Source organism: Luteibacter sp. GL_149 (genome assembly GCF_057834065.1).
Map to the genome: position 1 here is coordinate 753,528 of NZ_CM174395.1, position 23,467 is coordinate 776,994.

The 23,467-nt window shown below is 64.5% G+C and carries 24 protein-coding genes; 11 read left to right on the forward strand and 13 right to left on the reverse strand.

The features are described 5' to 3' along the window. Positions 1 to 39 precede the first annotated feature (39 nt). The gene (locus tag AC3IR3_RS03355) at positions 40 to 1,266 is read left to right on the forward strand and encodes an MFS transporter (RefSeq protein ID WP_489195614.1); all 1,227 of its coding nucleotides are present in this window, start codon (positions 40 to 42) and stop codon (positions 1,264 to 1,266) included. A gap of 33 nt (positions 1,267 to 1,299) precedes the next feature. Further along, positions 1,300 to 1,692, forward strand: a complete 393-nt coding sequence (locus AC3IR3_RS03360; protein WP_489195615.1) for a hypothetical protein — start codon at positions 1,300 to 1,302, stop codon at positions 1,690 to 1,692. 204 nt (positions 1,693 to 1,896) lie between these two features. Here the strand turns inward: AC3IR3_RS03360 and AC3IR3_RS03365 are convergent, their stop codons facing one another. Continuing rightward, the gene (locus AC3IR3_RS03365; RefSeq protein ID WP_489195616.1) at positions 1,897 to 2,667 is read right to left on the reverse strand and encodes a carboxylesterase family protein; all 771 of its coding nucleotides are present in this window, start codon (positions 2,665 to 2,667) and stop codon (positions 1,897 to 1,899) included. Between the two features lie 117 nt (positions 2,668 to 2,784). Beyond that, on the reverse strand, positions 2,785 to 4,206 hold the full coding sequence (cls, locus tag AC3IR3_RS03370; protein ID WP_489195617.1) for a cardiolipin synthase: 1,422 nt from the start codon (positions 4,204 to 4,206) through the stop codon (positions 2,785 to 2,787). A 139-nt stretch (positions 4,207 to 4,345) separates the two neighbouring features. Between cls and AC3IR3_RS03375 the strand changes: the two genes are divergently transcribed. The 3 genes from AC3IR3_RS03375 to AC3IR3_RS03385 are packed head-to-tail and all read left to right on the forward strand — an operon-like array spanning position 4,346 to position 6,938. Then, positions 4,346 to 5,536 carry an MFS transporter gene (locus tag AC3IR3_RS03375; protein ID WP_489195618.1) on the forward strand — a complete coding sequence of 397 codons (1,191 nt, stop codon included), beginning with the start codon at positions 4,346 to 4,348 and terminating at the stop codon, positions 5,534 to 5,536. 49 nt (positions 5,537 to 5,585) lie between these two features. Continuing rightward, positions 5,586 to 6,599: a zinc-binding alcohol dehydrogenase family protein gene (locus AC3IR3_RS03380; RefSeq protein ID WP_489195619.1), complete on the forward strand. Its 1,014-nt coding sequence runs from the start codon at positions 5,586 to 5,588 to the stop codon at positions 6,597 to 6,599. Positions 6,600 to 6,608: 9 nt separating this feature from the next. Next, a complete protein-coding gene (locus AC3IR3_RS03385; RefSeq protein ID WP_489195620.1) occupies positions 6,609 to 6,938 on the forward strand; it encodes a low molecular weight protein tyrosine phosphatase family protein in 330 nt (109 codons plus the stop codon). A gap of 7 nt (positions 6,939 to 6,945) precedes the next feature. Here the strand turns inward: AC3IR3_RS03385 and AC3IR3_RS03390 are convergent, their stop codons facing one another. The 3 genes from AC3IR3_RS03390 to AC3IR3_RS03400 form a co-directional block, all read right to left on the reverse strand. Next, the gene (locus AC3IR3_RS03390) at positions 6,946 to 7,197 is read right to left on the reverse strand and encodes a hypothetical protein (protein WP_132142122.1); all 252 of its coding nucleotides are present in this window, start codon (positions 7,195 to 7,197) and stop codon (positions 6,946 to 6,948) included. A 111-nt stretch (positions 7,198 to 7,308) separates the two neighbouring features. Further along, complete coding sequence (locus AC3IR3_RS03395) at positions 7,309 to 8,682, reverse strand: FAD/NAD(P)-binding protein (RefSeq protein WP_489195621.1); 1,374 nt, start codon at positions 8,680 to 8,682, stop codon at positions 7,309 to 7,311. Between the two features lie 43 nt (positions 8,683 to 8,725). After that, entirely contained in the window at positions 8,726 to 9,199 is a 474-nt protein-coding gene (locus AC3IR3_RS03400) for a cysteine dioxygenase (protein ID WP_489195622.1), read from the reverse strand. A gap of 287 nt (positions 9,200 to 9,486) precedes the next feature. Here AC3IR3_RS03400 and AC3IR3_RS03405 point away from each other — a divergent pair, with 287 nt between their 5' ends. After that, on the forward strand, positions 9,487 to 9,786 hold the full coding sequence (locus AC3IR3_RS03405) for a hypothetical protein (RefSeq protein WP_489195623.1): 300 nt from the start codon (positions 9,487 to 9,489) through the stop codon (positions 9,784 to 9,786). Between the two features lie 139 nt (positions 9,787 to 9,925). On the opposite strand, the gene AC3IR3_RS03410 is transcribed toward AC3IR3_RS03405, so the two are convergent. After that, positions 9,926 to 10,594 carry an energy transducer TonB gene (locus tag AC3IR3_RS03410; protein ID WP_489195624.1) on the reverse strand — a complete coding sequence of 223 codons (669 nt, stop codon included), beginning with the start codon at positions 10,592 to 10,594 and terminating at the stop codon, positions 9,926 to 9,928. Between the two features lie 139 nt (positions 10,595 to 10,733). Then, a complete protein-coding gene (locus AC3IR3_RS03415) occupies positions 10,734 to 11,561 on the reverse strand; it encodes a universal stress protein (RefSeq protein ID WP_489195625.1) in 828 nt (275 codons plus the stop codon). Between the two features lie 285 nt (positions 11,562 to 11,846). Here AC3IR3_RS03415 and trhA point away from each other — a divergent pair, with 285 nt between their 5' ends. Beyond that, positions 11,847 to 12,515 (forward strand): PAQR family membrane homeostasis protein TrhA, encoded by a 669-nt coding sequence (gene trhA, locus AC3IR3_RS03420; protein ID WP_489195626.1) that lies wholly within the window; start codon positions 11,847 to 11,849, stop codon positions 12,513 to 12,515. 57 nt (positions 12,516 to 12,572) lie between these two features. Here the strand turns inward: trhA and AC3IR3_RS03425 are convergent, their stop codons facing one another. From AC3IR3_RS03425 to AC3IR3_RS03435, 3 genes are all read right to left on the reverse strand, one after another. Next, positions 12,573 to 14,327 (reverse strand): DUF885 domain-containing protein, encoded by a 1,755-nt coding sequence (locus tag AC3IR3_RS03425; RefSeq protein ID WP_489195627.1) that lies wholly within the window; start codon positions 14,325 to 14,327, stop codon positions 12,573 to 12,575. A 69-nt stretch (positions 14,328 to 14,396) separates the two neighbouring features. Continuing rightward, complete coding sequence (locus AC3IR3_RS03430) at positions 14,397 to 14,879, reverse strand: DUF456 domain-containing protein (protein WP_132142808.1); 483 nt, start codon at positions 14,877 to 14,879, stop codon at positions 14,397 to 14,399. Positions 14,880 to 14,884: 5 nt separating this feature from the next. Beyond that, complete coding sequence (locus tag AC3IR3_RS03435; RefSeq protein WP_489195628.1) at positions 14,885 to 15,661, reverse strand: DUF3298 and DUF4163 domain-containing protein; 777 nt, start codon at positions 15,659 to 15,661, stop codon at positions 14,885 to 14,887. A 73-nt stretch (positions 15,662 to 15,734) separates the two neighbouring features. On the opposite strand from AC3IR3_RS03435, the gene AC3IR3_RS03440 reads away from it, so the two are divergent. Next, positions 15,735 to 16,397, forward strand: a complete 663-nt coding sequence (locus tag AC3IR3_RS03440; RefSeq protein WP_489195629.1) for a protein kinase family protein — start codon at positions 15,735 to 15,737, stop codon at positions 16,395 to 16,397. Between the two features lie 30 nt (positions 16,398 to 16,427). On the opposite strand, the gene AC3IR3_RS03445 is transcribed toward AC3IR3_RS03440, so the two are convergent. Continuing rightward, positions 16,428 to 17,204 (reverse strand): ferredoxin--NADP reductase, encoded by a 777-nt coding sequence (locus tag AC3IR3_RS03445; RefSeq protein ID WP_489195630.1) that lies wholly within the window; start codon positions 17,202 to 17,204, stop codon positions 16,428 to 16,430. 172 nt (positions 17,205 to 17,376) lie between these two features. On the opposite strand from AC3IR3_RS03445, the gene AC3IR3_RS03450 reads away from it, so the two are divergent. Together AC3IR3_RS03450 and AC3IR3_RS03455 are read left to right on the forward strand one after the other, a co-directional pair. After that, positions 17,377 to 18,540, forward strand: coding sequence for an MFS transporter (locus AC3IR3_RS03450; protein WP_489195631.1), 1,164 nt, complete (start codon positions 17,377 to 17,379; stop codon positions 18,538 to 18,540). Positions 18,541 to 18,590: 50 nt separating this feature from the next. Beyond that, complete coding sequence (locus AC3IR3_RS03455; RefSeq protein WP_489195632.1) at positions 18,591 to 18,989, forward strand: hypothetical protein; 399 nt, start codon at positions 18,591 to 18,593, stop codon at positions 18,987 to 18,989. Positions 18,990 to 19,066: 77 nt separating this feature from the next. On the opposite strand, the gene AC3IR3_RS03460 is transcribed toward AC3IR3_RS03455, so the two are convergent. Beyond that, positions 19,067 to 19,429, reverse strand: coding sequence for a hypothetical protein (locus AC3IR3_RS03460; protein ID WP_489195633.1), 363 nt, complete (start codon positions 19,427 to 19,429; stop codon positions 19,067 to 19,069). Here AC3IR3_RS03460 and AC3IR3_RS03465 point away from each other — a divergent pair. Further along, positions 19,428 to 19,583: a hypothetical protein gene (locus AC3IR3_RS03465; RefSeq protein WP_489195634.1), complete on the forward strand. Its 156-nt coding sequence runs from the start codon at positions 19,428 to 19,430 to the stop codon at positions 19,581 to 19,583. The genes AC3IR3_RS03460 and AC3IR3_RS03465 overlap by 2 nt on opposite strands. 750 nt (positions 19,584 to 20,333) lie before the next feature. Here AC3IR3_RS03465 and AC3IR3_RS03470 read toward each other — a convergent pair. Further along, entirely contained in the window at positions 20,334 to 23,435 is a 3,102-nt protein-coding gene (locus AC3IR3_RS03470) for a TonB-dependent receptor (RefSeq protein WP_489195635.1), read from the reverse strand. Between the last annotated feature and the right edge of the window lie 32 nt (positions 23,436 to 23,467).

The window sequence follows — 23,467 nt, forward strand, 5'->3', positions numbered from 1 at the left end:
GCCTACAATTACGGAGTCCCCGCGCCAAAAGCCCCTCCCATGTCCCCCTCCGCGCTCCCCGATCTGGTCCCCCATCGCGGCCGGCGTTTCGCCGTTACCGCGCGCATCCTGTCCGCCGTCGTTTTCTCCTTCGTCTGCTACCTAAACATCGGCATCCCGCTCGCGGTGATTCCGGGTTTCGTGCATCTGGATCTCGGCTACGCCACGGTCTGGGCTGGGCTGGCGGTGAGCGTGCAATATCTTGCGACCCTGCTCAGCCGACCGCACGCCGGTCGCTGGGCCGATGTGGTCGGGCCGAAGAAAACGGTCTGTTTCGGTCTGGGGGCGCTGGCATTGAGCGGCGTATTCCTCGTCGGTTGCGCATTGGCACAGTCGTTACCCGCCGCATCGCTGGCCTTGCTGCTGTGCAGCCGGCTGGCGCTCGGTTTCGCGGAAAGCTGGGTCAGCACAGGGTCCATCACCTGGGGCATCGGCGGCATCGGCGGCGAACATACGGCGCGCGTCATTTCCTGGAACGGCATCGCTACCTACGGCGGTATCGCGGTAGGTGCGCCGCTGGGCGTCACGCTGGCGCGCGATTACGGCGTGATATCGCTGGGCATCCTGACCTTCGCTCTCGGCGCACTGGCATTGCCGTTCGCGATGTGGAAGCGCAAGGTCGCGCCGTCGGCGGGCGAGCGTCTGCCGTTCCGCAGCGTGCTGGCGCGCGTGCTGCCCTATGGCGCCGGTCTGGCACTGGGTTCGATCGGCTTCGGCGTGCTGTCGACCTTCGTCGCGCTGTACTACAGCAGTCGCCAGTGGCCCGATGCGGCGCTGTCGCTATCCGTCTTCGGCGGCTGCTTCATCGGCATGCGCCTGATCTTCGGCAACGCCATCAACCGCTTCGGCGGCTATCGCGTCGCCGTGATTTCCCTGCTCGTCGAATGCGTGGGTCTGGTGCTGCTCTGGCAGGCCACCACGCCGATGGCGGCACTGATCGGCGCGGCCATGACCGGTTCGGGCTTCGCACTGGTGTTCCCCGCGCTCGGCGTCGAAGCGGTGGGGCGCGTCAGCACGCATAACCGCGGTGCGGCGCTAGGCGCTTATTCGGTTTTCCTGGACGTGGCGCTTGGCCTGACCGGGCCGATCGGCGGCTGGGTCGCGGGACATTACGACTATCCCGCGATTTTCCTGCTCGCCAGCGGCTGCTCCGTCGCTGCCGCATTGCTCGCCGCGTCCCTGTACCTGCGTTTCGGGCGCTCCGCCGGTGTGGCGCGGCAGGCATAATGGACGCTTGCCTCAGCCGCTAAGAGTTCATGAATGCCGTACGACAGGTCGTGGATGGGGTATGGAATGGTCGGCGCGTTGCAGGCCGGCGCCATCGCGCTTGCCGTCGGCATCGCGATGTATGTGCTGATACACGCCTACGGCAAGCGAAACGGCTGGCACCATGGCCAGGAGCTGGCCATCTCGGTGGTCCTCGCGTTCGTCCTCGCCGGCGGGCAGGACATATGGAACCTCTTTTATTTCAACGTGGCGCCGCTCCAGTCGCTGGCACTGCTCCGCCTGAAGCTGGCCGCCGTACACGATCCGGACGCCATCGGCCTGCGTACCTTCTTCGATTTCACCGGCGCGTTGGTCGGTGTCGCCATCGGCTGGGCGATGTTCTCCGGTGGATTGCGCGACGCGCTTGCGGGCCTGCGTAAGTCTTAGGGATGCTATGAATGAAGAGCGGGGATGGGGGATGGGAAGTGGGGGCGTCGGTCCGGCGAACGCCTGAGGGAACGACAAGCGCCACGTGGAGGTTGCTTCCGCCGGACGATACCCGCCCCCTCAGGCGTTCGCCGGGAACACGCCCCCACTTCCCATCCCCCATCCCCCATCCCCACCAATCTACAAAGACTTATCCAAAGCCCCCTACAGTGTCGCGTGCGAGAACATCCACGGCCATAGTTCGGTCGTGGCGTATGCCTTCTCCCACGAACCGTGATTGACTCCCGGAAACTCGGTGTAACGCACTTCGCTGTTACGCGCCTTCAGCGCCGCATTCATTTGACGCGACTGCTCGGGCGGCACGACGTTGTCGTCGGCACCGTGGAATATCCATACCGGCAGCCCGTGCACTTTCTCCGCCACGATCGCGAAGGGATCGCCGTCTTTCGCAATGCCGCGCACATACAGCGCACGCGCTTCGGTGAGCGGCGTGACGCCGCCGCAGATAATCGCGGCGGCGGCGAACGTGCCGGGGTGATCGGCGGCTAGCTGCCACGATCCGAAGCCGCCCATCGACAGGCCGGTCAGATAGAGACGATGCCGGTCGCCATGGAATTCCTTGACGCTGCGGTCCAGCGCTTTCATCGCGGCGTCGGCGATCTGTGGATCGTTCCACTCGCTGTCGTCGGGTGCCTGCGGTATGACGACGACGGCCGGAAAGTCCATGTGCTGTTTCAGCCACGGTGGCAGGCCCTGGCTCATCTGCTTCTGGTTGTCCGAACCGCGCTCGCCGCTGCCATGAAGGAAAAGCACGACGGGGTGCTTCTTTTCTTTCGCATTGTCCGCGGGGACGAACACCTGGTAGCGGAACGGCTTGCCGTCGACGTCGAACTGGCGGGAGACGAAATGGGCGGGAGCGGCGTGGGCTGCGGTGGTCAGTGCCATGGCGGTGGCCAGCAGTAGGGTGCGGATCATGGGGGTTCTCTTCGACCTGTTGGGGTCTATCTGAGACGAGTAACGCGTTTCAGGCAAGTGGGGTTGCCGCTTCGCCGCCCTGTAGGTTTCGCGCGCAGGCGCGCGATTCGGGTGTCCTCAAAGCACCGGATCGAACATGCGCGCCACATGCAACGCGACCCGCCGCAGATACGGCAGCCGCCGGTATTCGTCCGGATTCACTTCGTCGGCGTTCGCAAAATCCTCCGTCAGCATCTTCTCGACCTCGCCGGCGAATGCCTCGTCGACATTCAGCGAAGCGATTTCGAAGTTCAGCCGGAACGAGCGGTTGTCCAGATTCATGCTGCCCACGACCGCGGTGTCGGAGTCGATCAGCATCACCTTCTGGTGAATGAAGCCCGGGCGATAGCGGAATACCCTCACGCCGGAGAGCGTCGCCTCGTGCGCGTACAACGTCGACGCCATGAACACAGTGCGGTGGTCGGGACGGCAGGGGATGAGGACGCGCACGTCGACGCCACGAAATGCCGCCAGGCGTAGCGCGCTGAACACCGACTGGTCGGGCACGAAGTAGGGCGTGGTGATCCATACGCGTTCGCGCGCCGCATGAATGGCCTGGGTGAAGAACAGCGAGCAGCTTTCCTGCCGGTCGGCCGGACCGGTGGCGACGATCATTGTCTGCGCATTGCCGCAGTGTTCGTGCGGTGGCCGGAAGGGTGGCTGTTCGCCGGTCACCCAGTCCCAGTCTTCGGCGAACGAACGGTACAGGTCCGCGACGGCGGGACCTTCGATGCGGATATGGGTGTCGCGCCACGGCGCGAGGGGCGGCTTGAGACCGAGGTATTCGTCGCCGGCGTTCAGGCCGCCGACAAAACCGCAGTAACCGTCCACGACCAGCACTTTCCGGTGATTCCGGAAATTGAGCTGGAAGCGGTTGCGCCAGCGTCGCGTCGCGAAAGGATGGATCTGTACGCCACCCTCGCGCAGCCGCGCGACGTAGTGACGGGGCAGGTCGTGGCTGCCGATGCTGTCGTAGAGCACGCATACCGGAATGCCGGCAGCGGCACGTTCGAGCAGCGCCGTCTGCAGCCGCCGGCCCAGTTCGTCGTCGTGGATGATGAAGAATTGCAGCAGCACGTAGTGTTCCGCACGGGCAATCGCGTCGAACATCGAGGCGAAGGCGGCCTCGCCATCGATCAGCAGCGTGAGGGCGTGACCGCCGTGCATGCCCGTCTTGAGCATGTTGCCGATGGCGGAATATCGTTCGTCGTTCGCTACGGCATGCCGCTTCAGATAGGCGCCGCGATCAGGCCATTCCGTGCCGTTGCACAGCACGAAACGCCGTTCCTGGCGTTGCCGGTGAAGGTCCACGTAGCCGGAGAAATGACTCTCGCCCAGGAACAGGTAAGGCACCAGCGTGACGTAGGGCAGCAACACCAGGCCCAGTGCCCAGGCGAAGGCGCCCTGGGCCGTGCGAACGTGCATGACCGCATGCATTGCGGCAATAACGCCCGCTGCGTGCAGGCCAAGCGCGGCAAAGGCAATGATCGTCAGCCACATGCGGGCACGTTCCTGTGTCGGTCTGAGGGGCTGGGTCGTGCCATTTTCAACAATCCGGCAAGAGTGTTTGTTCGTTATCGTGCTATGTGCAAGAGCCGATGGGGCGGAAAATGCCCGCTCGCCAACCCGAGCCTATCGTATGAACGCCCACGCGTCCCGCCTTCCCCTGCTGGCACTGGCGATAGCCGCCTTTGCCATCGGTACCACCGAGTTCGTCATCATGGGCCTGCTGCCCGAGGTGGCGCGCGATCTCGGCGTCGATATTCCCGCCGCGGGACTTCTCGTCTCCGGCTATGCGCTTGGCGTGGCCATCGGCGCCCCGTTGCTCGCCGCCGCCACCGCGAAGATGGAGCGCAAGCGCGCGCTGTTGCTGCTGCTCGGCGTCTTCATCCTGGGCAATGCGCTGTGCGCCGTGGCGCCCACATACAACATGCTGATGGTCGCTCGCGTCGTCGCGGCGTTCTGTCACGGTTCGTTCTTCGGTATCGGCGCGGTCGTCGCCGCCCATCTGGTCCCGGCCAATCAGCGCGCCCGGGCTATTTCGCTGATGTTCGCGGGACTGACCCTGGCGAACGTGCTCGGCGTGCCCTTCGGCACCCTCCTCGGCCAGTGGGCCGGCTGGCGCTCGACGTTCTGGGCCGTGACCGCGCTGGGCGTGATCGCCGCGGTGGCTGTCGTCCGTTTCGTTCCGTCGCTGCCGAACCTGAAAGCACCGCACATGGGACGCGAGATGCGCGTCATGCGCGAGCCGCAGGTGTTGATGGCACTGCTGATGACCGTCCTCGGCTTCGGCGGCGTGTTCACCGTATTCACCTATATCGCGCCGATTCTGCAGGAGCAGGCGGGCATCAGCGCGCATGCCACCGGTGCGGTGCTGGTCCTGTTCGGTCTGGGCACCACCATCGGCAACATGCTGGGCGGCCGTCTCGCCGACTGGCGCCTGATGCCCTCGCTGGCCGCCATCCTCGCGGTGCTTGCCGTGGTGATGGTGATCTTTGCCTGGACCATGCACAACACGCTGGCCGCCATCGTCACCGTCTTCGTCTGGGGCATCGTTTCCTTCGCGACCGTCGCTCCGCTGCAACTGCGCGTCGTTCACGTGTCGGGCGATGCGCCCAATCTGGCCTCGACGATGAACATCGCCGCCTTCAATCTCGGCAATGCCGCCGGCGCGTGGATCGGCGGTATGGTCATCGCGGGCGGTTATGGCCTGCCTGCCGTGAGTCTTGCCGGCGCCGCCGTCGCGGTGGCCGGGCTTCTCGTAACGCTGGGTAGCGCGGCCATCGATCGGCGCCACACTCGCGCTACCGTCGCAACCGAATGCGCATGATGCATTATCCGCCGAGACCTTATCCCCCCAGCCTTCCCGGAGCTGACGCATGAAAGCCGTTGCCTATCGCAAGTCGCTGTCCATCGATCGCGAGGACAGCCTGATCGACGTCGAACTGTCCGGGCCCGTGGCGCAGGGGCGCGACCTGCTGGTCCGCGTCGAAGCCATCTCGGTCAATCCGGTCGACACGAAAGTCCGTCAGCGCATGGATCCCGAAGGCGCCGACAAGGTGCTCGGATGGGACGTCGCCGGTACCGTCGTAGCGACCGGTCCCGAAGTCACGCTGTTCAGGAAAGGCGATGCCGTGTTCTATGCCGGCGCGATCGACCGGCCGGGCGCGAACAGCGAACTTCATCTCGTCGACGAGCGCATCGTGGGCCGCAAGCCGTCGACACTCGGTTTCGCCGAAGCCGCCGCGATGCCGCTTACATCGCTGACGGCATGGGAGCTGTTGTTCGATCGCCTGGGCGTCGCGCCCGGCACCCAGGGCAAGGCCGGCACGTTGCTGGTCGTCGGGGCAGCCGGTGGCGTCGGCTCCATGGCCGTGCAGTTCGCTCGCCGGCTCACCGGTCTCACCGTCATCGGCACGGCATCGCGCGCGGAAACGCGCGACTGGGTCACGCAACTCGGCGCGCATCATGTCGTCGACCACAGCAAGCCGCTCGGCGACGAGGTACGCGCGGTGGCGCCGGAAGGCGTCGACTACGTCATGAGCCTCACGCATACCGAGAAGCACTACGCCGCGCTTGTCGAACTGCTGAAGCCGCAGGGCAAGCTCGGTCTCATCGACGATCCCGCCGAACCGCTCGACATCACGGCACTGAAGCGCAAGAGCATCTCGCTGCATTGGGAATCGATGTTCACCCGTTCGCTGTTCCGAACCGAGGACATGATCCGGCAGCACAAGATCCTTAACGAAGTCGCCGATCTCGTCGACGCGGGTGTCCTGCGCAGCACCATGCGGGAGAACTACGGAAAGATCGACGCGGCGAATCTGCGCAGGGCGCATGCGCATCTGGAAAGCGCGGGCGCAATCGGCAAGGTGGTGCTGGAAGGGTTCTGAGAGTTCGTTATGCAAACCATTCTTTTCGTCTGCGGACAGAACCGCCTGCGCAGTCCGACAGCGGAACAGGTCTTCGCGGACTGGCCCGGTATCGAGGTCGCCTCGGCGGGTCTGAAACACGATGCCGACATGCCGGTGTCGAACGAACTCGTGCAATGGGCCGACCTGATTTTCGTGATGGAGAAAAGTCATCGCCGTAAGCTGGCGGAAAAATTCCGCGCCAGCCTCGGCGGGACACGCGTCGTCTGTCTGGATATTCCCGACGATTACGAATTCATGCAGCCCGAACTCGTGCGGCTGCTCGAACGTAAGGTGACACCGTTCCTACCCGCGCGGTAGAAACCCGTCAGTGCGGGTATTCGGAATCCCGTGCGTGGCGGATGGCTTCGCGCAGATCGGCGCCGAGGTGATGCAGGTTGAGGATCACCTTGCCCGAATGCACTTCCGCGACAGCCGAAGCCGGTACGACGAAGTCGCCGGCGTTCTCGATGTAGACGACCAATTCGTCGGTGTCGCGCTTGAGCTGGCGCACCGATCCGATGCCATCCTGTCCGTCGGCGATGAACACCATGAAGCCTTCTTCGATATCGGCACGCATGCTGCGATCCTCTCGTTTCTGAGCCGGGGTGCCACTATCGCCGCGGCTATGTGATGTTCCGGTGGTCTTGCATGGTGCTCCACCGGAGCCCGGCTCGCTTGTACGTCACGATCATCCCTGATCGCGCAGCAGCGTATCGGCCAGATTGCGCGCCTGCACGCGGATTTCGGGCATCGCCGTGGACTCCCACAGCGCCCCGCGCAGCAGCGTGCCGATGGCGAACAGGTTCGGGCGTGGCTTGCCGTCACTGTCCAGCAGGGCGCCGTTGGCCTGTGCCGCAAAGCCCAGGCCCAGTGCTTCGGGCCTGGCATGCCCGTTGGTTACCAGCTGGCGCACGAGCGGGTGCTCGGTACGCAGCGTGTCGGTGTTGAGGCCGACCGTTTGCACGACGACATCGAAGCGGGCGGTTTCCGTCACGCCGCCCGGCTTGACGCGCGTGACGGACAGCGAGCCATCGTCGGCGAGCTTCACCGTCTGCATCCGGCCGCGACCGCGGAGGAAGCGACCGGTTTTTTCCATGGCGGCGATGCTTTCGGCAACCTGGGGCGGCATACGGTGGCGGGCACGTTCCCATGCCCAGCGTGCGTGACGCAGGAAGCGCGAGCGCTGCTCGTCGGGCAACAGCGTCCAGAGTTTCGACGTCACCGGCCGCAGGCTGTCCGTGACGACGCGCCAGTCGTCGGCGTGCTCCGTCGCTTCGCGCAGACGGGCGATCCACACGCGGATATTCGGATCATCTTCCAGTGCTTCGACCAGTTCCGCCCCATCGCCTGCCGGTGCCGACGCGGCACCGAGATGCGCTTCGGGCAGCAGGCCGTGGCGCGACAACGCGGTGAATGTCGCGTTGGGCCAGCGCTCGGAGAGATCGAGCAGCACGTCGACGGCGGTCAGGCCAAGCCCGATGACCAGCACGCGAAGAGGGCGCTCGTCGGGTTCGGCGTTCGCCAGGAACGGCCAGGGATCGGTGATATAGCGGCCGCTGGCGATGGCATCGGCGTCGACGCCGGGCAGCGAGCGTGGCGGCAGCGAGCCGATGGCCAGCACGGCGGCGTCGGCCTGGGTGGACTCGTCGCCATAGCCGACCGTGACGCCATTGGGCTCGGGTACCAGCGAGTCGACCGTAAAGGGAATCTGGCTGACTTCATGCCCCGAAGCCGATGCCTTGGTCATCGCCTGCGCGACACGCGATTCCAGGTATTCGCCGTAAAGGCGACGCGGCAGGAAATCCGAACCGGAAACCGTCGGGTCCGCCGCCTGGGCGTATTCGAGGAAGCCCTGCGGCTTGCTCGCGAACATACCCATCGACGCGGCGCGCACGTTCAGCAGATGGTGCGGGGACCGCGTGCCATAAGCGATGCCGCGGCCCGAACCGGCGCCGGTGTACCAGTAAAGATGTAACGGCTGGGTCGTACGCCGTTCCAGCAATTCGCTCACCAGCGTTGCGGCCGCAGCGCCGCCGCCGATGATGGCGACCTTTCGAAACATGTTTGATCCTTCGCCCCGTGGCGGTCGTTGACGCTTTTCCTGGTCAGGCCGTCAGGCGTCCGGCTATTTCCGAATGCCGAGGACGAGCGATCCAGTGCCCGGATGGGCCCGGTTGCTCGTACGCGAGGTACTGTGCCAGATCGCCACCATACACGTGAAGCGTCAGCGCGGTTTCCTGCCGCGACAAATTGCGACAGCGGTGCGTATGCGTTTCGGTGGCGTCGAACCACGTGGCATCGCCGGGGCCAAGCCAGGTGCGGCCCTGGCTGCGCAGCGAGCGGTCGACCGGATCGTGCAGAAAGGATTCGACTTCGAGCGCACCCGAAATCGCGGCCTCCAGACCCCACAGTCCGCCGTGGTCGTGCACGGGCGTGGCGTAGTTGGCCGGCCACGCCATGACGAGCACGCTGATGCCGGGCTTCGCGCGTTCGGCCACCAGCCAGCGCTCGAAGCCGCGACGGCGTTCGCGCAGCGTACCCAGCGCGGCATCCAGCTCGCCGCTACGGCTGTGGATCACACGCCCGAGCTCCCGTCCCATAAGGGCGAGATCGGGATGTTGCCCTCCGCTACAGTCGAATGCGACATCACGCAGGGTTCTGATGACGGATGAACGATTTCCCATAAGGGCCGCCCCAAACCTTGATGGGCGGGAGTGGACCATGCTGGCCGTTAAACGGGCGTAACCCCAAGGCCGAATCGGGAGTATTCCTTGATGAAATCGCCTTTAAACTCTTCTCGCGGCCCGTGCATCGAAGCTGTACCGGACGCACGGGTTGGTTGGCGTCTTTCGTTGGAGGAATACCGATGATCGTCTTTACCGCGCTCGTTATGCTTGTCGTTTCGTTCTGGTTGGTCTTCGCGCTGATCGGCGCGGTGTTCAAGCTCGCCTTCGGCATCATCGGCGGCGTGTTCAGCATTATCGGTAGTGTGCTCGGCGTGCTGTTCGGCGGATTGGCCCTGCTGATCGCCGGCCCGATCGTGGCCATCGCGATGCTGCCGTTGCTTGCGCCGGTACTGCTCGTGGCGGTGATCGTCTGGCTGATCGCACGTTCGGCTCGCCGTCCGCAGGTGGTGGTCACGCAGGCGGCGCCGACGACGCATTGAACGCCCTTTCCGTGCACGAGGGACGGGCGTCCCTCGTGCACGGTTGCGTTGCGCGGCATGTCTGACCCAGCTACCGCTGGAAACCATCAAATACCCCCTCACCGTCGTTCCTGCGCGGGGACGACGGTGAGGAGGCGTGTTACAGACTACGCAGATCGAAAGTAACGGGCACGCGTGCCCACGCCTTTACGTGCTGGCCGTTGGTTTGCGCAGGCTGGAACGTCCATTTCGCAAGTACCTGCTCTCGCGCCGCCTTGTCGAGCACATCGTGGCCGCTACTCGACTCCACGACCACGTCGATCGGCTTGCCCGATTCGTCTACCAGCACGCGAAGCACGACGGTGCCGGAGAGATGGCGACGCACCGCGATCGTCGGGTAAGCAGGCGCAGGCGCCGATACATAGGCGAGCGTGACGCCCGCCAGTGGCGCTGCCGTGACGGGTGCGGCATCGGTGGGCGGTGCGATGGAGGGAGTAACGGGAACAGGTGCGATCGTGCCTTCGTCGGTCGGCGTACTCACGGCAACGGGGGAGGGCGCGGGATGCGGCGTCGCGGCTGCTGTTGGCGCGTGCGGTGTCGCCGGTAGTGGCCTCAGATCGATAGGCGGTGGAATCGGCGCGACCGGCGGCGGTTCGTGCCATGCGATGGCGAAAGGCCTGGCGACTTCGATCAGCGATATATCAGCGGCCATAGGGCGCATGGCCGCGAGCAGGACCGCGGCATTGAGCGCGATGGCGGCACTCATGGCCACGATGCGAGCCGTGTCGGGATGAACTTCGGCGAGGAATTGCGGACGTGCGGACGACATGAGCCACCTCCTGACGATGAGGGAAGGTAGAGCGCGGTCTCGGAACGCCTCCGGCGGATGGCCGGGTGGGGATGCGTTCAGGTCCGGCTACAGAACAGCATGTCTGCAACGTCTTTGCAAGCGGGCGTATAGACGTCCGCTAGTTGGCGACCAGCATGGGAACGTCGCTCTGCATGAACAGGTAACGGGTCGTGCCGCCCAGGACCATCTCCGACAGGCGCGAACGACCCCAGGCGCCCATGACGATCAGGTCGACGTTGTCGGCATGGGCCATATCCAGCAGGGCCGGGCCGGGCGCCGCGACGGCGGCTTCGTCCAGGCGCCTGACGTCCGCCTTGATGTCGTGCGTATCGAGCCAGCCACAGATATTCGTGTCGGGCAGCGAACAGACATCGTTGTCCTGGTCGCGACTGCCGTCGATGACCGTGACCTTGCCGGCCTTGCGTAGCAGGGGCAGGGCGGCGCGTACCGCCAGCGCCGATTCCTTGCTGCCGTTCCAGGCGATGAGTACGTTGTCGCCGAGACTGTTGACGGGAGCCTGCTCGGGTATCACCAGTACGCCGCGGTTACTGCCGAAGACCGTTCGCGACACAACACCGAAGCCGACCGGCGCATCGCCGCGCATCGTGCCGCCGCGCTCCATGATCAGCAGGTCGTAACCGGCCGAGGCATGGACCAGCAGTTGCACGGTATCGCCGTTGCCGACGCGCCAGTTGCCCGCGAGGCCCTGCGGTTCGAGGAGTGTCTGCCATTCGCCGGCCATGGCCCGCGCGTCGGTGGCGCGTTGCCGGACGGCGTCCAGTTGCATCGGCACCGCCTCGGGGACGGTGAACGCCGCGGCTGGCAGATCGACGACATACAGGCCGTCGAGGCGCGCCCCGGTGCGTTTGGCCAGTATGAGGGCGGCACGCAGGCTTGCACCTTGCGGTGGAAGACGACCCAGGTGCAACAGGAGTTCGATGGTCATGTGGCGATGGAACACCTCAAGGCCGGTCGGGTCAAGGGTGCAGCAAAAAAATGCCCACCGCGAGGGTGGGCAGAGGGCCGGTGAATCGGGGGAGATCGTTTCCGGCGAAGCACACGTTATGCCGGAAGAGCTTCGCTGGACGTTCAGGCCGGGTGAGGTCGTTCTTAACATTGGACGTCCAAATGAGAGGAAGGGATGTCGGGAACGGTTCTCATTTGACGGGCTCTGGGGTACCGTACCCCGGCGTGGTTCGTCCCCGCAGCGTTTAAAACAATTGGAGACACCATGGCCGCCAACGCAAGCACAGCGCAGCCCCAGTATCCGCATGGCGAGGAAGTCGCCAGCAGCGTGATCCATGGGATCGGACTTGTGGCGAGCATCGCGGGACTTGCCGTGCTGGTTGCCTTCGCGGCGTTGTACGGCGGCGCGCGCGCCGTGGTTGCCAGTTCCGTCTTCGGCTCGACCCTGATCCTGCTGTACACGGCGTCGACCCTGTATCACGCGATTCCCGGCGTCATGGCCAAGCGTGTGTTGCGGACGCTGGACCATATCGCGATCTTCCTGCTGATCGCCGGCACGTATACGCCATTCACCCTGCTGGCCCTGCCGGGCGCGTGGGGCTGGAGCCTGTTCGGGACGATCTGGGCGATCGCGATCGTCGGCAGTGCGCTGGAACTGGGCATGCTCAAGCGGTATCGCAAGGCTGCGGTGTTCCTCTATGTCGCCATGGGCTGGGTTGCCGTCGTGGCCATCGAGCCCTTGCGTACGCATGTCGAAACGGGTGGGCTCGTGCTGCTGTTCGCGGGCGGCCTGGCATATACCGCCGGCGTTCCGTTCTACATGGCGCGGCGGCTGCCCTATCACCATGCGATATGGCATTTCTTCGTGCTGGCCGGCAGCGTTCTGCATTACCTGGCCGTACTGCTCTACGTCATTCCCGACGCGCCGCGTTAAGACATATACGACGACGGTCTTTGTGTAGGAGCCCGCAAGCGGGCTCCTACCATAAGGTTATTTCGTCATGAATCCCGTGCGTACCGCCTCGGCCAGCTGATCGGGCGGAAGCAAGCCCTGCGCGATCAGGAAGTCGTTGAACGCTTTCCGGTCGAAGCGCTTGCCCAGACGGATTTCGGTTTCGGCACGTAGCTGCAGGATGCGCGTGTATCCGTAGAAATACGCCGTGGCCTGACCGGGCGAATTGAAGGTATAGCGATCCAGTTCCTGGCGCGTCATCGCCTCGGACATTCCCACATCCTCGACGAGGATGTCGTGGGCCCGGTCGCGGGTAATCAGGCCGAGATTGAGCATCGGGTCGAGGAACGCGCGCGCGGCGCGCAGCAGGCGGAACTGCAGCGCGACGAACTGACCGGCCGGTGGCTCGTACGGCACCATCTCCGCTTCGGCATAAAGTGCCCAGCCTTCGACGTTGACGCTGTTGAACGCGAACAGGCTGCGCGTCAACGACACGCCACGTTCCACCATGGCCGCGTACTGCAGTTCGTGGCCAGGGCGTCCTTCGTGCGCGGTCAGCGTCCATGCGGCGGCGGGAAAGGTGAAATCGTCGTAGGCATCCGACGTCGCACCGCTCGTCGGCGGGTTGCCCATGGTCAGCACGAAAGTGCCGCGTTCGCCCTTGTTGTTGACGAAGGGCGGCGGGTCCATGTGCGGTGCGGGGACGGCGGCGCTCTCGGCTTCCGAGGCCAGACGCAACGCCATCTTCCGCTTGGGCAGTTCGACGATGCGTTCTTTGACGATAGTCGCTTCGATCTTGCCGAGCACGTCCTGATAGGTCGGTTCGACGGCGTTCTTGTCGAGCTGCTTTTTCTTCAGCGCTTTGATGATTGCGCGGTAATCGCCATCGGGCAGGCCCTCGGCTTTCGCTACCACGGGCGCAAGCGTTTGCAGCGCGTAGCGGGTTTCCATGAACTCGAGTTCCGCCTGCTTGATCAGCTCGCGCGGCGCGATGTCCAGGCCGACCTGCTCGAGGTTGTACGCGTAAAGCGGCTCGGGCAGGCGGAAGTCCGTCCGTGCGCGGGGCAGGATCGTCGCCTTGACCCAGGCGTCGTAGCCCTTCATCTGGGCATCCATCTTGTCCAGGGCTTCGTCGGCACCCGCGATCTTGTACTTGGCGAAGAGCTTGCGTACGCCGTCGGTATAGCGGGCGGTGTTGCCGAGTTTCTGTTCGACGTCGCCCTTGTACGGTCCGAGCAGGTTCTTGTCGCCCAGCCGCTCGGTAGTACGGGCCTTGGCTTCGTCGACGATCGGCGTGCAGCCGGGCGTCATGCCGACATAGCACTTCAGGCGGTCGACGGCGGCGATGCGACGCTCCGGTGCGATGTCATCCTTGAGCAGGGCGAATTCGCCGCCGAAGATGAGCTGGCCGACGTCCTGATAGGGAAGCAGGTAGCGGGCGTTGAGGTCGATGCCTTTGAGCTGGGAGTCGATCTGGTGGATCAGGATCTGAAGATCCTGCCGGACATTGGTGTCCTTTTCCCGGGTCAGGCGGGTTTCGAGCTTCGTCCTGGCCTCGGTCAGCGCCACGCGCTGCCGCTGGTCGATATCGGGGCCGAGATCCGCCACTTTCCGGTCGTAGCCGTCCAGGCCAAAGCTGGACGCCGATTCAGGGCTGAACTTTGCGACGACGTCCAGCAGGATCTGCGCATCCGCATTGCTGTGCGCGATCCAGGCGGGCGGGGTTGCGGACTGGGCGCTGGCGGCGCCGATAGCGAAGGACAGGGCGGTGGCGAGTGCCAGGCGTCGGAACATGGATGTCTCCCTCTGTATCGGGGCAGGGTAGCTGCCGCCGGGGAGGGAGACTATGTGCCGGAAGGCCGATCAGTTGAAAAGGAAGGCGAAGCCGAACAGGCCGATCATCACCAGCGAGACGACCAGCTTTACCAGCGTGCCGAGCAGCATGCCGAACCATGCACTGACCCCGACGTGCGCGGAGCGCAGGGCACTGTTGCCGGACATCAGCTCGCCGGCGACCGCGCCGAGAAACGGCCCGAGCAACAGACCGGGAAGGCCGAAGAACATCCCGACCAGCGTGCCGATCGCCGCCCCCCATAACGCCAGCGAGCTCGCGCCGACCCGCTTTGCGCCCAATGTGCCGGCGATGAAATCGACCCCGACACCGATCAGTCCGGCAGCGGCGATACCTAGCAGCCACCACAAGCCCACGTGCCGGTAGCCGTCGGTGCCCGCGGCCAGCCACAGTCCCGCGAAGATCAGCGGAATACCCGGCAGCGCGGGCAGGATCGCTCCCGCGACGCCCGCGACCACCAGCAATGCGGCCACGACATAAAGAACGATATCCAGCGTCATCAGCGGAAGGCGTCGCGGTATTCGGGTTTCAGGTACGAGGCGAAGATCTCGGTCGGAATATCCACGGCCTGCGCGCCGGCAGCGTAGGAAGCCACCTGATAAGGCGGGAAGATGAAGGTCAGGCCGTGCACCTTGCCGTCGTCGCCGGTCAGCATGGTAAAGACGCGATAGTGGTCCTTGCCCGGCGCCGTGCCTTCGTCGACCTGCTCGCTGGTGGAAGCGAGCGGATCGTCCTGGTCGTCCAGCGCACCGAGGAGCTGGCGTCGCGATTCGGCGGCGAAGGCGGTTTCGGCGGCCTGCGGGTCCGTGAAGAACTCCGGCAGCGTGACGACGCGCCGGGCTTGTGAGTCGTAGGTGAAACTATCGACGATCGGCGCCGGATGCGCCCCGCCAGTGAATGCCGAACCATCGACCTGTACGTTGACGAAGCGATCGGTGCGGGCGGCGACGGCGACGTCCAGATTGAGGTCCCACGGCAGTTCGCGCGCACGATCGCGCGCGCCCGGCGCGTCCAGACTGGTGAGGAACGCTTTCTTCTGCGCCGTTACGTAGTTGGCGATGGCGGTTTTCAGCGGCGCCTGCTCGGCAGCCAGCTGGGGTAACTTCAGCTCGACCGTATACAGGCCATCGGGCCCGCTTTCGTTATCCTTGGCATCGACCGAGGCCGACGCGGCGGGCACCGCGGCCGTATCGTCCACTGCTTTATCGGATCCGCCTTTGCAGGCGGCGAGCCCGGCGGTCGCGAAAACCAGCGACAGGATGTGTCGCACAAACATCGTCATTTCTCCCTGCGAGCGCACAGTTTAACGGTCGTCGGTGGGAGCGGTGTCAATGAATCGAAGGAAAAACGTGGAATCCACGACAACGGAGACCGTCACGCTGCTCAAGGCCGACGAACTCGGCCGCATCGAATGCGTCGAGCGCGATGGCGTCACCTTCATTCGCCGCGACATCGGCGCGGCACGCTGGTGGGCGCGTTCGTTCGCGCGGCGCGCCGCTGCCCGGGAGGCCCGTGCGCTTTCGCGTCTGGACGGTATCGATGGCGTGCCGCGTCTGCTGGCCTGGGATGGCCGGCATCTGGAGCGGAGTTATATGGCGGGCAAGCCCATGCAGGCGGGGCAGCCGCGCGATCCGGCGTATTACCGCGACGCGTTGCGCCTGCTTGCTGTGCTGCATCGTCGCGGCATCGTCCACAACGACCTGGCGAAGGAGCCGAACTGGCTGGTGCGGGAAGATGGCTCGCCCGGGCTGGTGGATTTTCAGATTGCATGGACGCGTGGCAAGCGCGGCAGGCTGTTCCGTCTGCTGGCGCGCGAGGACCTGCGGCATCTGCTCAAGCACAAGCGCACCTATGTGCCGGAGCGTCTGAGCCTGCGTCAGCGCAACATTCTCGCGCAGCCCGCGCCGCATTCGCGGCTATGGCGGGCGACGGGCAAGCGGCTTTACAAGCTGATCGCGCGGAAAGTGTTCGGGTACTGGGATAACGAGGGGCAGGGGCGGATCAGGCGCTGAGGAAGATTTTTTGGAGCGGTAGCCGTTACTTTATTTCTCCACGAACGCCCGCTCGATCACGTAATCGCCCGGTTCGCGCGTACGCGGCGAGGCCTGGAAACCGCGGCCGTCGAGCAGTGCGCAGATGTCGTCCAGCATCGACGGGCTGCCGCAGAGCATGACCCGGTCATGCGCCGGGTCGAGCGGGGGCAGTCCCGTGGCGCGGGCCATTTCGCCATCCGCAATGGCATCGGTGATGCGGCCGCGGTTGCGGAAGTCGTCGCGCGTGACCGTCGGGTAGTAGACGAGTTTATCGCGCACCATGTCCCCGAGGTATTCGTGGGCGGGCAGCTCTTTCTCCAGATAGTCGGAGTAGGCCAGGTCGTTCACATGACGGACGCCATGTGCCAGAACGACGGTGTCGAAGCGCTCGTAGGTTTCCGGATCGCGGATGATGCTGAGGAAGGGGGCGAGACCGGTGCCGGTACCCAGCAGATAAAGGCGCTTGCCGGGCTTCAGGTCGTTCAGCACCAGCGTGCCCGTCGGCTTACGGCTGACGATGATCGGATCGCCTGGCTTCAGGTGCTGCAGGCGAGAGGTCAGCGGGCCGTTCTGCACCTTGATGCTGAAGAACTCCAGGTGTTCCTCGTAGTTGGCGCTGGCGATCGAATAGGCGCGCATCAGGGGACGCCCGTCGACTTCGAGGCCGATCATGACGAAATGCCCGCTTTCGAAGCGGAACCCCGGATCCCGTGTGGTGCGGAAGCTGAAAAGGGTGTCGTTCCAGTGATGCACGTCGATGACGTGCTCGGTCGCCATTGCCACCATGTGAATGCCTTCCAGATAAGAGGGCTCTGGCTGGGGAACGGCGCGGATGGCCGGCTGCCTTGCGAGCCCGCGACGGACCCTGTGTCCGCGCGATAGCTGCATAGGATAAGCGAATTGGGCGGATCGGGCACGCCAATGATGCGTCGCAGCATAAGCGCGTAAACTCGCACCCATGTACCTGCCTCTTCTCGCCCTTGCCATTGCCGCGTTCGGCATCGGCACCACCGAATTCGTCATCATGGGCCTGCTGCCCGAGGTGGCCGCCGACCTGGGCGTGACCGCGCCCGCGGCCGGCATGCTGGTATCCGGCTATGCCATTGGCGTGGCGATCGGTGCGCCCGTGCTGGCGCTGGTGACCGCCCGCTGGCCCCGGCGCAAAGCGCTGCTGACGCTGATCGGCATGTTCGTCCTCGGCAACGTGCTGTGCGCCATCGCGCCGAATTACGGCCTGCTGATGGCGGCCCGCGTGGTTACCGCCTTCTGCCATGCCGCCTTCTTCGGTATCGGCGCCGTGGTAGCGGCAGACCTCGTTCCCGAACGGCGTGCGCAGGCCGTGGCGCTGATGTTCACCGGCCTCACGCTGGCGAACGTGCTGGGCGTCCCGTTTGGTACGGCGCTCGGGCAGGTGGCGGGCTGGCGCTCGACCTTCATGGCGGTGACCGTTATCGGCGTGGCGGCCGCGGCGGCGCTCGCGCTATGGCTGCCGAAGACTATTCCGATGCAGGCAGAGCAGAGCATGCTCCGCGAGTTCCGTGCCATCGCGACGCCGCGCGTGCAGATGGCCTTGCTGGTGAGTACGCTGGCCTCGGTGAGCATGTTCACCGTATTCACCTATATCGCGTACATCCTGCGCGACGTGACGCATTTCTCCGATCATGCCAAGAGCTGGGTCCTGCTGCTGTTCGGTGCGGGCATCACGGTGGGCGGCCTTCTCGGCGGCCGTCTGGCCGACTGGAAGCTGATGCCGGTGCTGGCCGCGTTGTTCGTGTGCAACGCCGTGGTCCTCGCGATTTTCGCGTGGACCAGTCATTTCCAGATCGCGACGCTGGTCACCCTGTTCGTCTGGGGCATCTTCTCTTTCGCGGTGGTACCCGCCGCGCAGGTTCGCGTTCTGGATCAGGCGCGCGCGGCGCCCAACCTCGCCTCGACGCTGAACCAGGGCGCTTTCAACGTCGGCAACGCCACGGGTGCCTGGCTGGGTGGTGTCGTGATCGCCGCCGGTTTGCCGCTCACTAACCTGCCGTTGATGGGAGCCTTCGTGGCACTCGGCGGTCTGGGCGTGGTCGTGGCGTCGGCGCTGTACGAGCGCCGCGGCGATGCGATCGCGCACGCCTGATCCACGGCAGCCTGATCTAAGATGGCGTGCTTATCCAGCAGGAAAGCACGATGACTCAGCACGTTTACGCCGAAGGCCAGATATGGTCGTATCGCACCCGGCCGAATGAAGACGGGTCGCGAGTCGTCATTCGCGCGATCGAAGCGTTACCCGGTCTTGGCGACGTTTTCCATGTCTCGATTACCGATCTGAAACTTCGGAACCATCGCGTCGAAGGCGGTCTACAGCGCGCGTTGCCGCACATTCCCGTCGATCGCGCCGCGCTGGACGCCAGCGTTCTCGAAATCGACGGCATCGCTGCCGCGGACACGGAGTGGCGCGCCGGCTACGACGTCTGGACCCAGGCCTTCGTCAACGGCGACGCCGGCGTCTTCGATCTGCCCGTCGCGGAAATACTCGGTTACGTGGAAACCATCGTCGCGGCGGCGGGCGAACAGCCGGAGGCTTGAACGGCGCGCGCATCTCCTGCGAGGATGCGGATGGGTCCCCACCCATCCACCCCCACGCTATGGAGAAGCGAATGTCGTCATTCCGTTGGATTGTCGCGGCTGCCGTATCGGCGATGCTTGTAGCCTGCACGCACGAGGCTGTCCGTCCGGCTGCGAGACAGGCGACCCATACCGATGTCAGTTACAAATTCGATCAGCATGGCGGCGAATCGCGGTACCGGCTGACTCCCGGCCAGTCGGCAGTGGGCGCGGAGCTCATCCGTAACGACCCGCCGGTCTATCCCTCGAACCTCGTCGCTCGCCGTTTGCCGGCGCAGATCGTTCGCGCCAAAGTCATCGTCGACGGAGAAGGGCAGGTCAACCGAGGTACGCGACCTCGACACATCGAGCAGCGATCCGGACCATGCGGCATTCGCGGCGGCGGCGCGCAGTGCGGCCATGCGTTGGCGTTACACGCCTATGACTCTTGTCGAAGAACACGAAGACAAAGCGGGTAATTTCAGCGAAACCCGCACGACGGCACCCTTCAGTCTCGACTATGCGTTCCGCTTCGAAGTGAAGGATGGCGTGCCAACGGTGTCGGCGCAGCGTTGACGTAGAAATAGGTTTTTCACGCATTGTCGGGGGAGGGCTCGGCTTTGCCATCGCTATTGCCGTAGTGCTGTGACGCTTCGAGGAGAGCCGTCGGCCACCGCCCTCGACGCTCCGTCTCCACCGTCGCTCGGGAAGGGATAGCCGCTGCGCGGCTGGTGTTCTATGGCTGCGCCCCGTCGCGCCCGCGCGACGGGCGGGGGTTTTCGATTCGGCTCCTGCCTCAGCGAAAACGGCGGACCGTCCTGGTCCGCCCCCTTCGGGCCTTTTCCGCCCGCCGCGCTCGGTTCCGCAAGTCGCGTCGAGGGCGGTGGCCGACGGCTCTTCCGGGTGTTGCGGTGACGTGGGGGAAAGCAGCGGGTGATGTATGACCGAGGGTGACCCGCATCCGGTCCGGTTCCGTCACGTGCTTGGCTCGCGCTCTATCTTCAGCAAACCGCAGTCGACGGTGCCGTGGCCGGGTTGGTCCTTGGGGCCGCCTTAGCCGAGGGCCGCGATGACTCGTCGGAGCGAAAGTGGCGCTACGGCCCGCTCCCGCAGGGACGGCGCCGAAGGCCCCAAGGGCCAACCCGGTCGCGGCCTCACCGACGCACGAGCGTGAGGCGGCTGTCCTCGTCCAGCGACACGCCAAGCCGCCCCCCGATAGTGTGTGAAGAACCAAAAAAAGCGCCCCGCGAATCCTTCGGTGGGGGAGGCACCGAGGGACTCGAAGGGCGCAAGGGGATGTTTGGGCATCCCCATAGCGAAGCGTTATCAGAAGTCGTAGCTGACCGTCAGGCGTGCATAGCGCGGATCCTGCGTGTACAGCGGGATGCGGTACTGCGGGTTCGGCGTGTTCGGCGAATCGCCTTCCTTGTTGGGATTGCGGAACGTCGCGCGCTGCTGGTTCAGTACGTTGAAGACATTGGCCGAGAATGCGAGTTTCTGGTCGGCGAACGTCGGACGGTAGGTCACGCCGAGGTCGAGCTGGAACGTCCACGGCAGACGGCCATGGCTACCCGGCGGCGAAGGCTTGCCGTCGCAGAAGTGGTAGGCGTTGCCGTAGGACACCGGGTCGGAATGGTCGGGACCGTAGTAACCCAGACAGATTTCGGGAGCGCCCGACACCGCGGCGAGATTTCCCGATACCTGCCACTCGGGAGCGACCTGCCAATAACCATATGCCTTGAAGACATGGGTATGGTCGTTGTTCTGGACGCCGCCGGCGTTTTCCATGATCTGGGCGTTGTCCCAGTCTTCGCTTGCCGACGCACCGCTCTGGCGAAGATCCGAACGAACCTGTCCTTCGGTGTTGCCGTAGCTGCGGGAGAAGACGTAGTCGAATTTGCCGTACCAGGTGCCATCGAACGTATGCTCGACGAACGTTTCGAGGCTGTAATACTTGCGCTTCAACTGCTGGAAGCCCATTTCGTCGCGCGAAAGGGGCACTTCGTATACGGTGCCGGCTGGGTTCACGAGAGTGAACGTATTGCTTGCGCCGGCATTGATCAGATAGCAGCTGTTGTTCGGGACGACGTTGTATCCGAGTGCCGTAGCCTTCGCCTGCACGCGGTCGATCTGACAGTAGTCGTCGATGGCATGGTTGAGCTTGCGCTGCGTAGCCTTCATTCCGGCGATCCAGTTCTTGCCGATCACCTTATCGAAGCCGATGATGAATTCGTCCTGATTCTCCGCCTTCAGGTTTTTCGCCGTAACGGTACGCGGATCGGGAGAGATGCCGTACGAGTTGTTAGCCGACACCACGCCGCTCATCTGCGTGAGTCCGGTGGGCGTGCCGTCCGCCGCAATGCCGCTGTACGTGTAGTACTGCTGCGTGGAAACGTAGCCCGATGCGGCGCCCGTAGCCGGGTTGAGCGGCAGGCCGAGATAGTAACGGCCTGCGTTGGCGAAGACCTTGAAGCTGCCATCGCCATAGACGTCCCAGCTGGCGCCGAGGCGTGGCGCCCATTGCGGCTTCGTCTGCGTGATGAATGCCTGTCCGCTCGGGTTGTAGTCGGTGAACTGGTCGTTACGCAGGCCGAGCGATAGCAGCCAACGGTCCGTGAGTTGCCATTTGTCCTCGATGTACTGCGCGCGCTGATCGGAACGGACGCTCACCGAATTGTTCGAAATGTTCCGGCCCACGTAATAGCCGCCGGCACCGTTCGGGAACAACGCGGGAGCCGGGACGAAATTGGCACCCGATGCGCTGCCGGACGAGATGGGCTGGTTCGGCGTATTGGTGACGCGGTAATTCCAGGTGTAACCCGGGCCCGGATCGAACGTGCCCTGATCGTTTGCCTCGGACTTCATGTTGTCGACGCCGACGGCAATCGTGTGGTCGCCGATGTGATAACTGACGTCGAAGCGAAAGTTCGTCTGCTTGTTGCTGCGCCCGGGATTGGCAAGCGACGTCACCTGGCTATTCCCGATGGGCGTGCCACCGTTGAGCGCTGGATTCTGGCTGGTGATGCCGGTGACGCGGGTCAGGTTCGGATCGTAGTTGCCGGGAACGTCGTAGTTCTTGGTTTTCATTTCACCGTACATCGCGCTGACCGTCAGGTCGTCGGTGATGTAGCCGGTGTACTTCGCAAGATAGAGATCGCCACCGGTTTTCGTATCGTCGACGGGACCGATGACGGCACCGCGCGTGCGGTCGGTGTAGTTGTACTTGTAACGCGTGCCGCTGCCTTCGCGCTTGTCCGACGCTCCCGTGAATTCCAGGATGTTGCTGTCGGTGATATTCCAGTCGAGCTTGGAGTACCAGCGAGGAGCGTCGAACCGGTTGTCCGACGCCGGTGTCGAGGTGTTGTCGACGGCGTTGACGTTCTTCTGCTGCTTGCGTTCGAACTCGGCGGCCACGAAGAAGAACAGTTTGTCCTTGATCAGCGGGCCACCGGCGTATGCACTGACCGTGGTGGTCCAGGTCTCGTTCTGACTCTTGGGCTGGTACAGGGTGCCGGCAACCTGCGACTTGGGCGGACTGGTGTAATAGAGGTCTTTGTTGCTGGAGCGAGCAAATGCGGGCTCCCACAGCACCTGCGCACCGAAGTGCCATTCATTGCTGCCGCGTTTGCCCACCTGGCTGATGACGCCGCCGTCGGAGCGACCATATTGCGCGCTGTAACCGCCGGTGTAGACCTCCTGCTGGTCGATGGCACCGTAAGGCAACTGCAGGCCACCGAGTCCATTGAGGGGATCGGTCGTGTTGAATCCGTTGATGTAGTAGGCGTTCTCGGTGGCGGCGGAGCCACCGAAGCTTGCCACCGAACGGTTCGTGTCACTGGTGAAGCCGCCGCCGTTGTTGACCACGCCCGGTGCGAGGCGGGCGATGGCTTCGGCCGAACGGCCGAGCGGCAGGCGGGCGAGCTGCTCGGAGGTGATGACCGTGCGGGAGTCGACGCTGGTGACATCGATCGGCGGTAGCGACGTGCCGGTGACCGTCACTCCGCCGAGGTCCGTTGCGTCGGTGGCGCCGGCTGCGGCGGTCGCGAACGACACGTCGGTACTGGTACCGACGCGCAGCGCGATGTCCTTGCGCTGGTCGACGACATTGCCGTCGCGACGAAGGGTGACCGTGTAAGTGCCTAGTGGCAGCTGGTTGGCCACGTAGTGGCCGGTCGCGTCGACCGGAACGTCGCGCTTCAGACCATTGGTGCTTTCGATAGTGACCGTCTCCCCAGCGGCCGCCGGCACGGTGCCGTAGAGATTACCCGTAGTGGACTGGGCGTAAGCGCCCGTCGCGGCACCGAAGCACGTGGCGACAGCCAGTGCCAGAGCGTGCCTGCGTATCAGCAACTTCTTGTTCATGCCTTCCCCGATGTAAGTCAAAACCCCCGAAACGATGCGGTAGCCGAGCCGCGGAAACGAAGGCATGACCTCTCCCTCGCTGCCAAAGCGCGTACCCG

Excerpts from the sequence above, each read along its gene's own strand:
- AC3IR3_RS03355 (WP_489195614.1), top strand. The coding sequence starts at position 40 with ATGTCCCCCTCCGCGCTCCCCGATCTGGTCCCCCATCGCGGCCGGCGT.
- AC3IR3_RS03360 (WP_489195615.1), top strand. The coding sequence starts at position 1,300 with ATGCCGTACGACAGGTCGTGGATGGGGTATGGAATGGTCGGCGCGTTG.
- AC3IR3_RS03365 (WP_489195616.1), bottom strand. The coding sequence starts at position 2,667 with ATGATCCGCACCCTACTGCTGGCCACCGCCATGGCACTGACCACCGCA.
- cls (WP_489195617.1), bottom strand. The coding sequence starts at position 4,206 with ATGTGGCTGACGATCATTGCCTTTGCCGCGCTTGGCCTGCACGCAGCG.
- AC3IR3_RS03375 (WP_489195618.1), top strand. The coding sequence starts at position 4,346 with ATGAACGCCCACGCGTCCCGCCTTCCCCTGCTGGCACTGGCGATAGCC.
- AC3IR3_RS03380 (WP_489195619.1), top strand. The coding sequence starts at position 5,586 with ATGAAAGCCGTTGCCTATCGCAAGTCGCTGTCCATCGATCGCGAGGAC.
- AC3IR3_RS03385 (WP_489195620.1), top strand. The coding sequence starts at position 6,609 with ATGCAAACCATTCTTTTCGTCTGCGGACAGAACCGCCTGCGCAGTCCG.
- AC3IR3_RS03390 (WP_132142122.1), bottom strand. The coding sequence starts at position 7,197 with ATGCGTGCCGATATCGAAGAAGGCTTCATGGTGTTCATCGCCGACGGA.
- AC3IR3_RS03395 (WP_489195621.1), bottom strand. The coding sequence starts at position 8,682 with ATGTTTCGAAAGGTCGCCATCATCGGCGGCGGCGCTGCGGCCGCAACG.
- AC3IR3_RS03405 (WP_489195623.1), top strand. The coding sequence starts at position 9,487 with ATGATCGTCTTTACCGCGCTCGTTATGCTTGTCGTTTCGTTCTGGTTG.
- AC3IR3_RS03410 (WP_489195624.1), bottom strand. The coding sequence starts at position 10,594 with ATGTCGTCCGCACGTCCGCAATTCCTCGCCGAAGTTCATCCCGACACG.
- AC3IR3_RS03415 (WP_489195625.1), bottom strand. The coding sequence starts at position 11,561 with ATGACCATCGAACTCCTGTTGCACCTGGGTCGTCTTCCACCGCAAGGT.
- trhA (WP_489195626.1), top strand. The coding sequence starts at position 11,847 with ATGGCCGCCAACGCAAGCACAGCGCAGCCCCAGTATCCGCATGGCGAG.
- AC3IR3_RS03425 (WP_489195627.1), bottom strand. The coding sequence starts at position 14,327 with ATGTTCCGACGCCTGGCACTCGCCACCGCCCTGTCCTTCGCTATCGGC.
- AC3IR3_RS03435 (WP_489195628.1), bottom strand. The coding sequence starts at position 15,661 with ATGTTTGTGCGACACATCCTGTCGCTGGTTTTCGCGACCGCCGGGCTC.
- AC3IR3_RS03445 (WP_489195630.1), bottom strand. The coding sequence starts at position 17,204 with ATGGTGGCAATGGCGACCGAGCACGTCATCGACGTGCATCACTGGAAC.
- AC3IR3_RS03450 (WP_489195631.1), top strand. The coding sequence starts at position 17,377 with ATGTACCTGCCTCTTCTCGCCCTTGCCATTGCCGCGTTCGGCATCGGC.
- AC3IR3_RS03455 (WP_489195632.1), top strand. The coding sequence starts at position 18,591 with ATGACTCAGCACGTTTACGCCGAAGGCCAGATATGGTCGTATCGCACC.
- AC3IR3_RS03465 (WP_489195634.1), top strand. The coding sequence starts at position 19,428 with ATGCGTTGGCGTTACACGCCTATGACTCTTGTCGAAGAACACGAAGAC.
- AC3IR3_RS03460 (WP_489195633.1), bottom strand. The coding sequence starts at position 19,429 with ATGGCCGCACTGCGCGCCGCCGCCGCGAATGCCGCATGGTCCGGATCG.
- AC3IR3_RS03470 (WP_489195635.1), bottom strand. The coding sequence starts at position 23,435 with ATGCCTTCGTTTCCGCGGCTCGGCTACCGCATCGTTTCGGGGGTTTTG.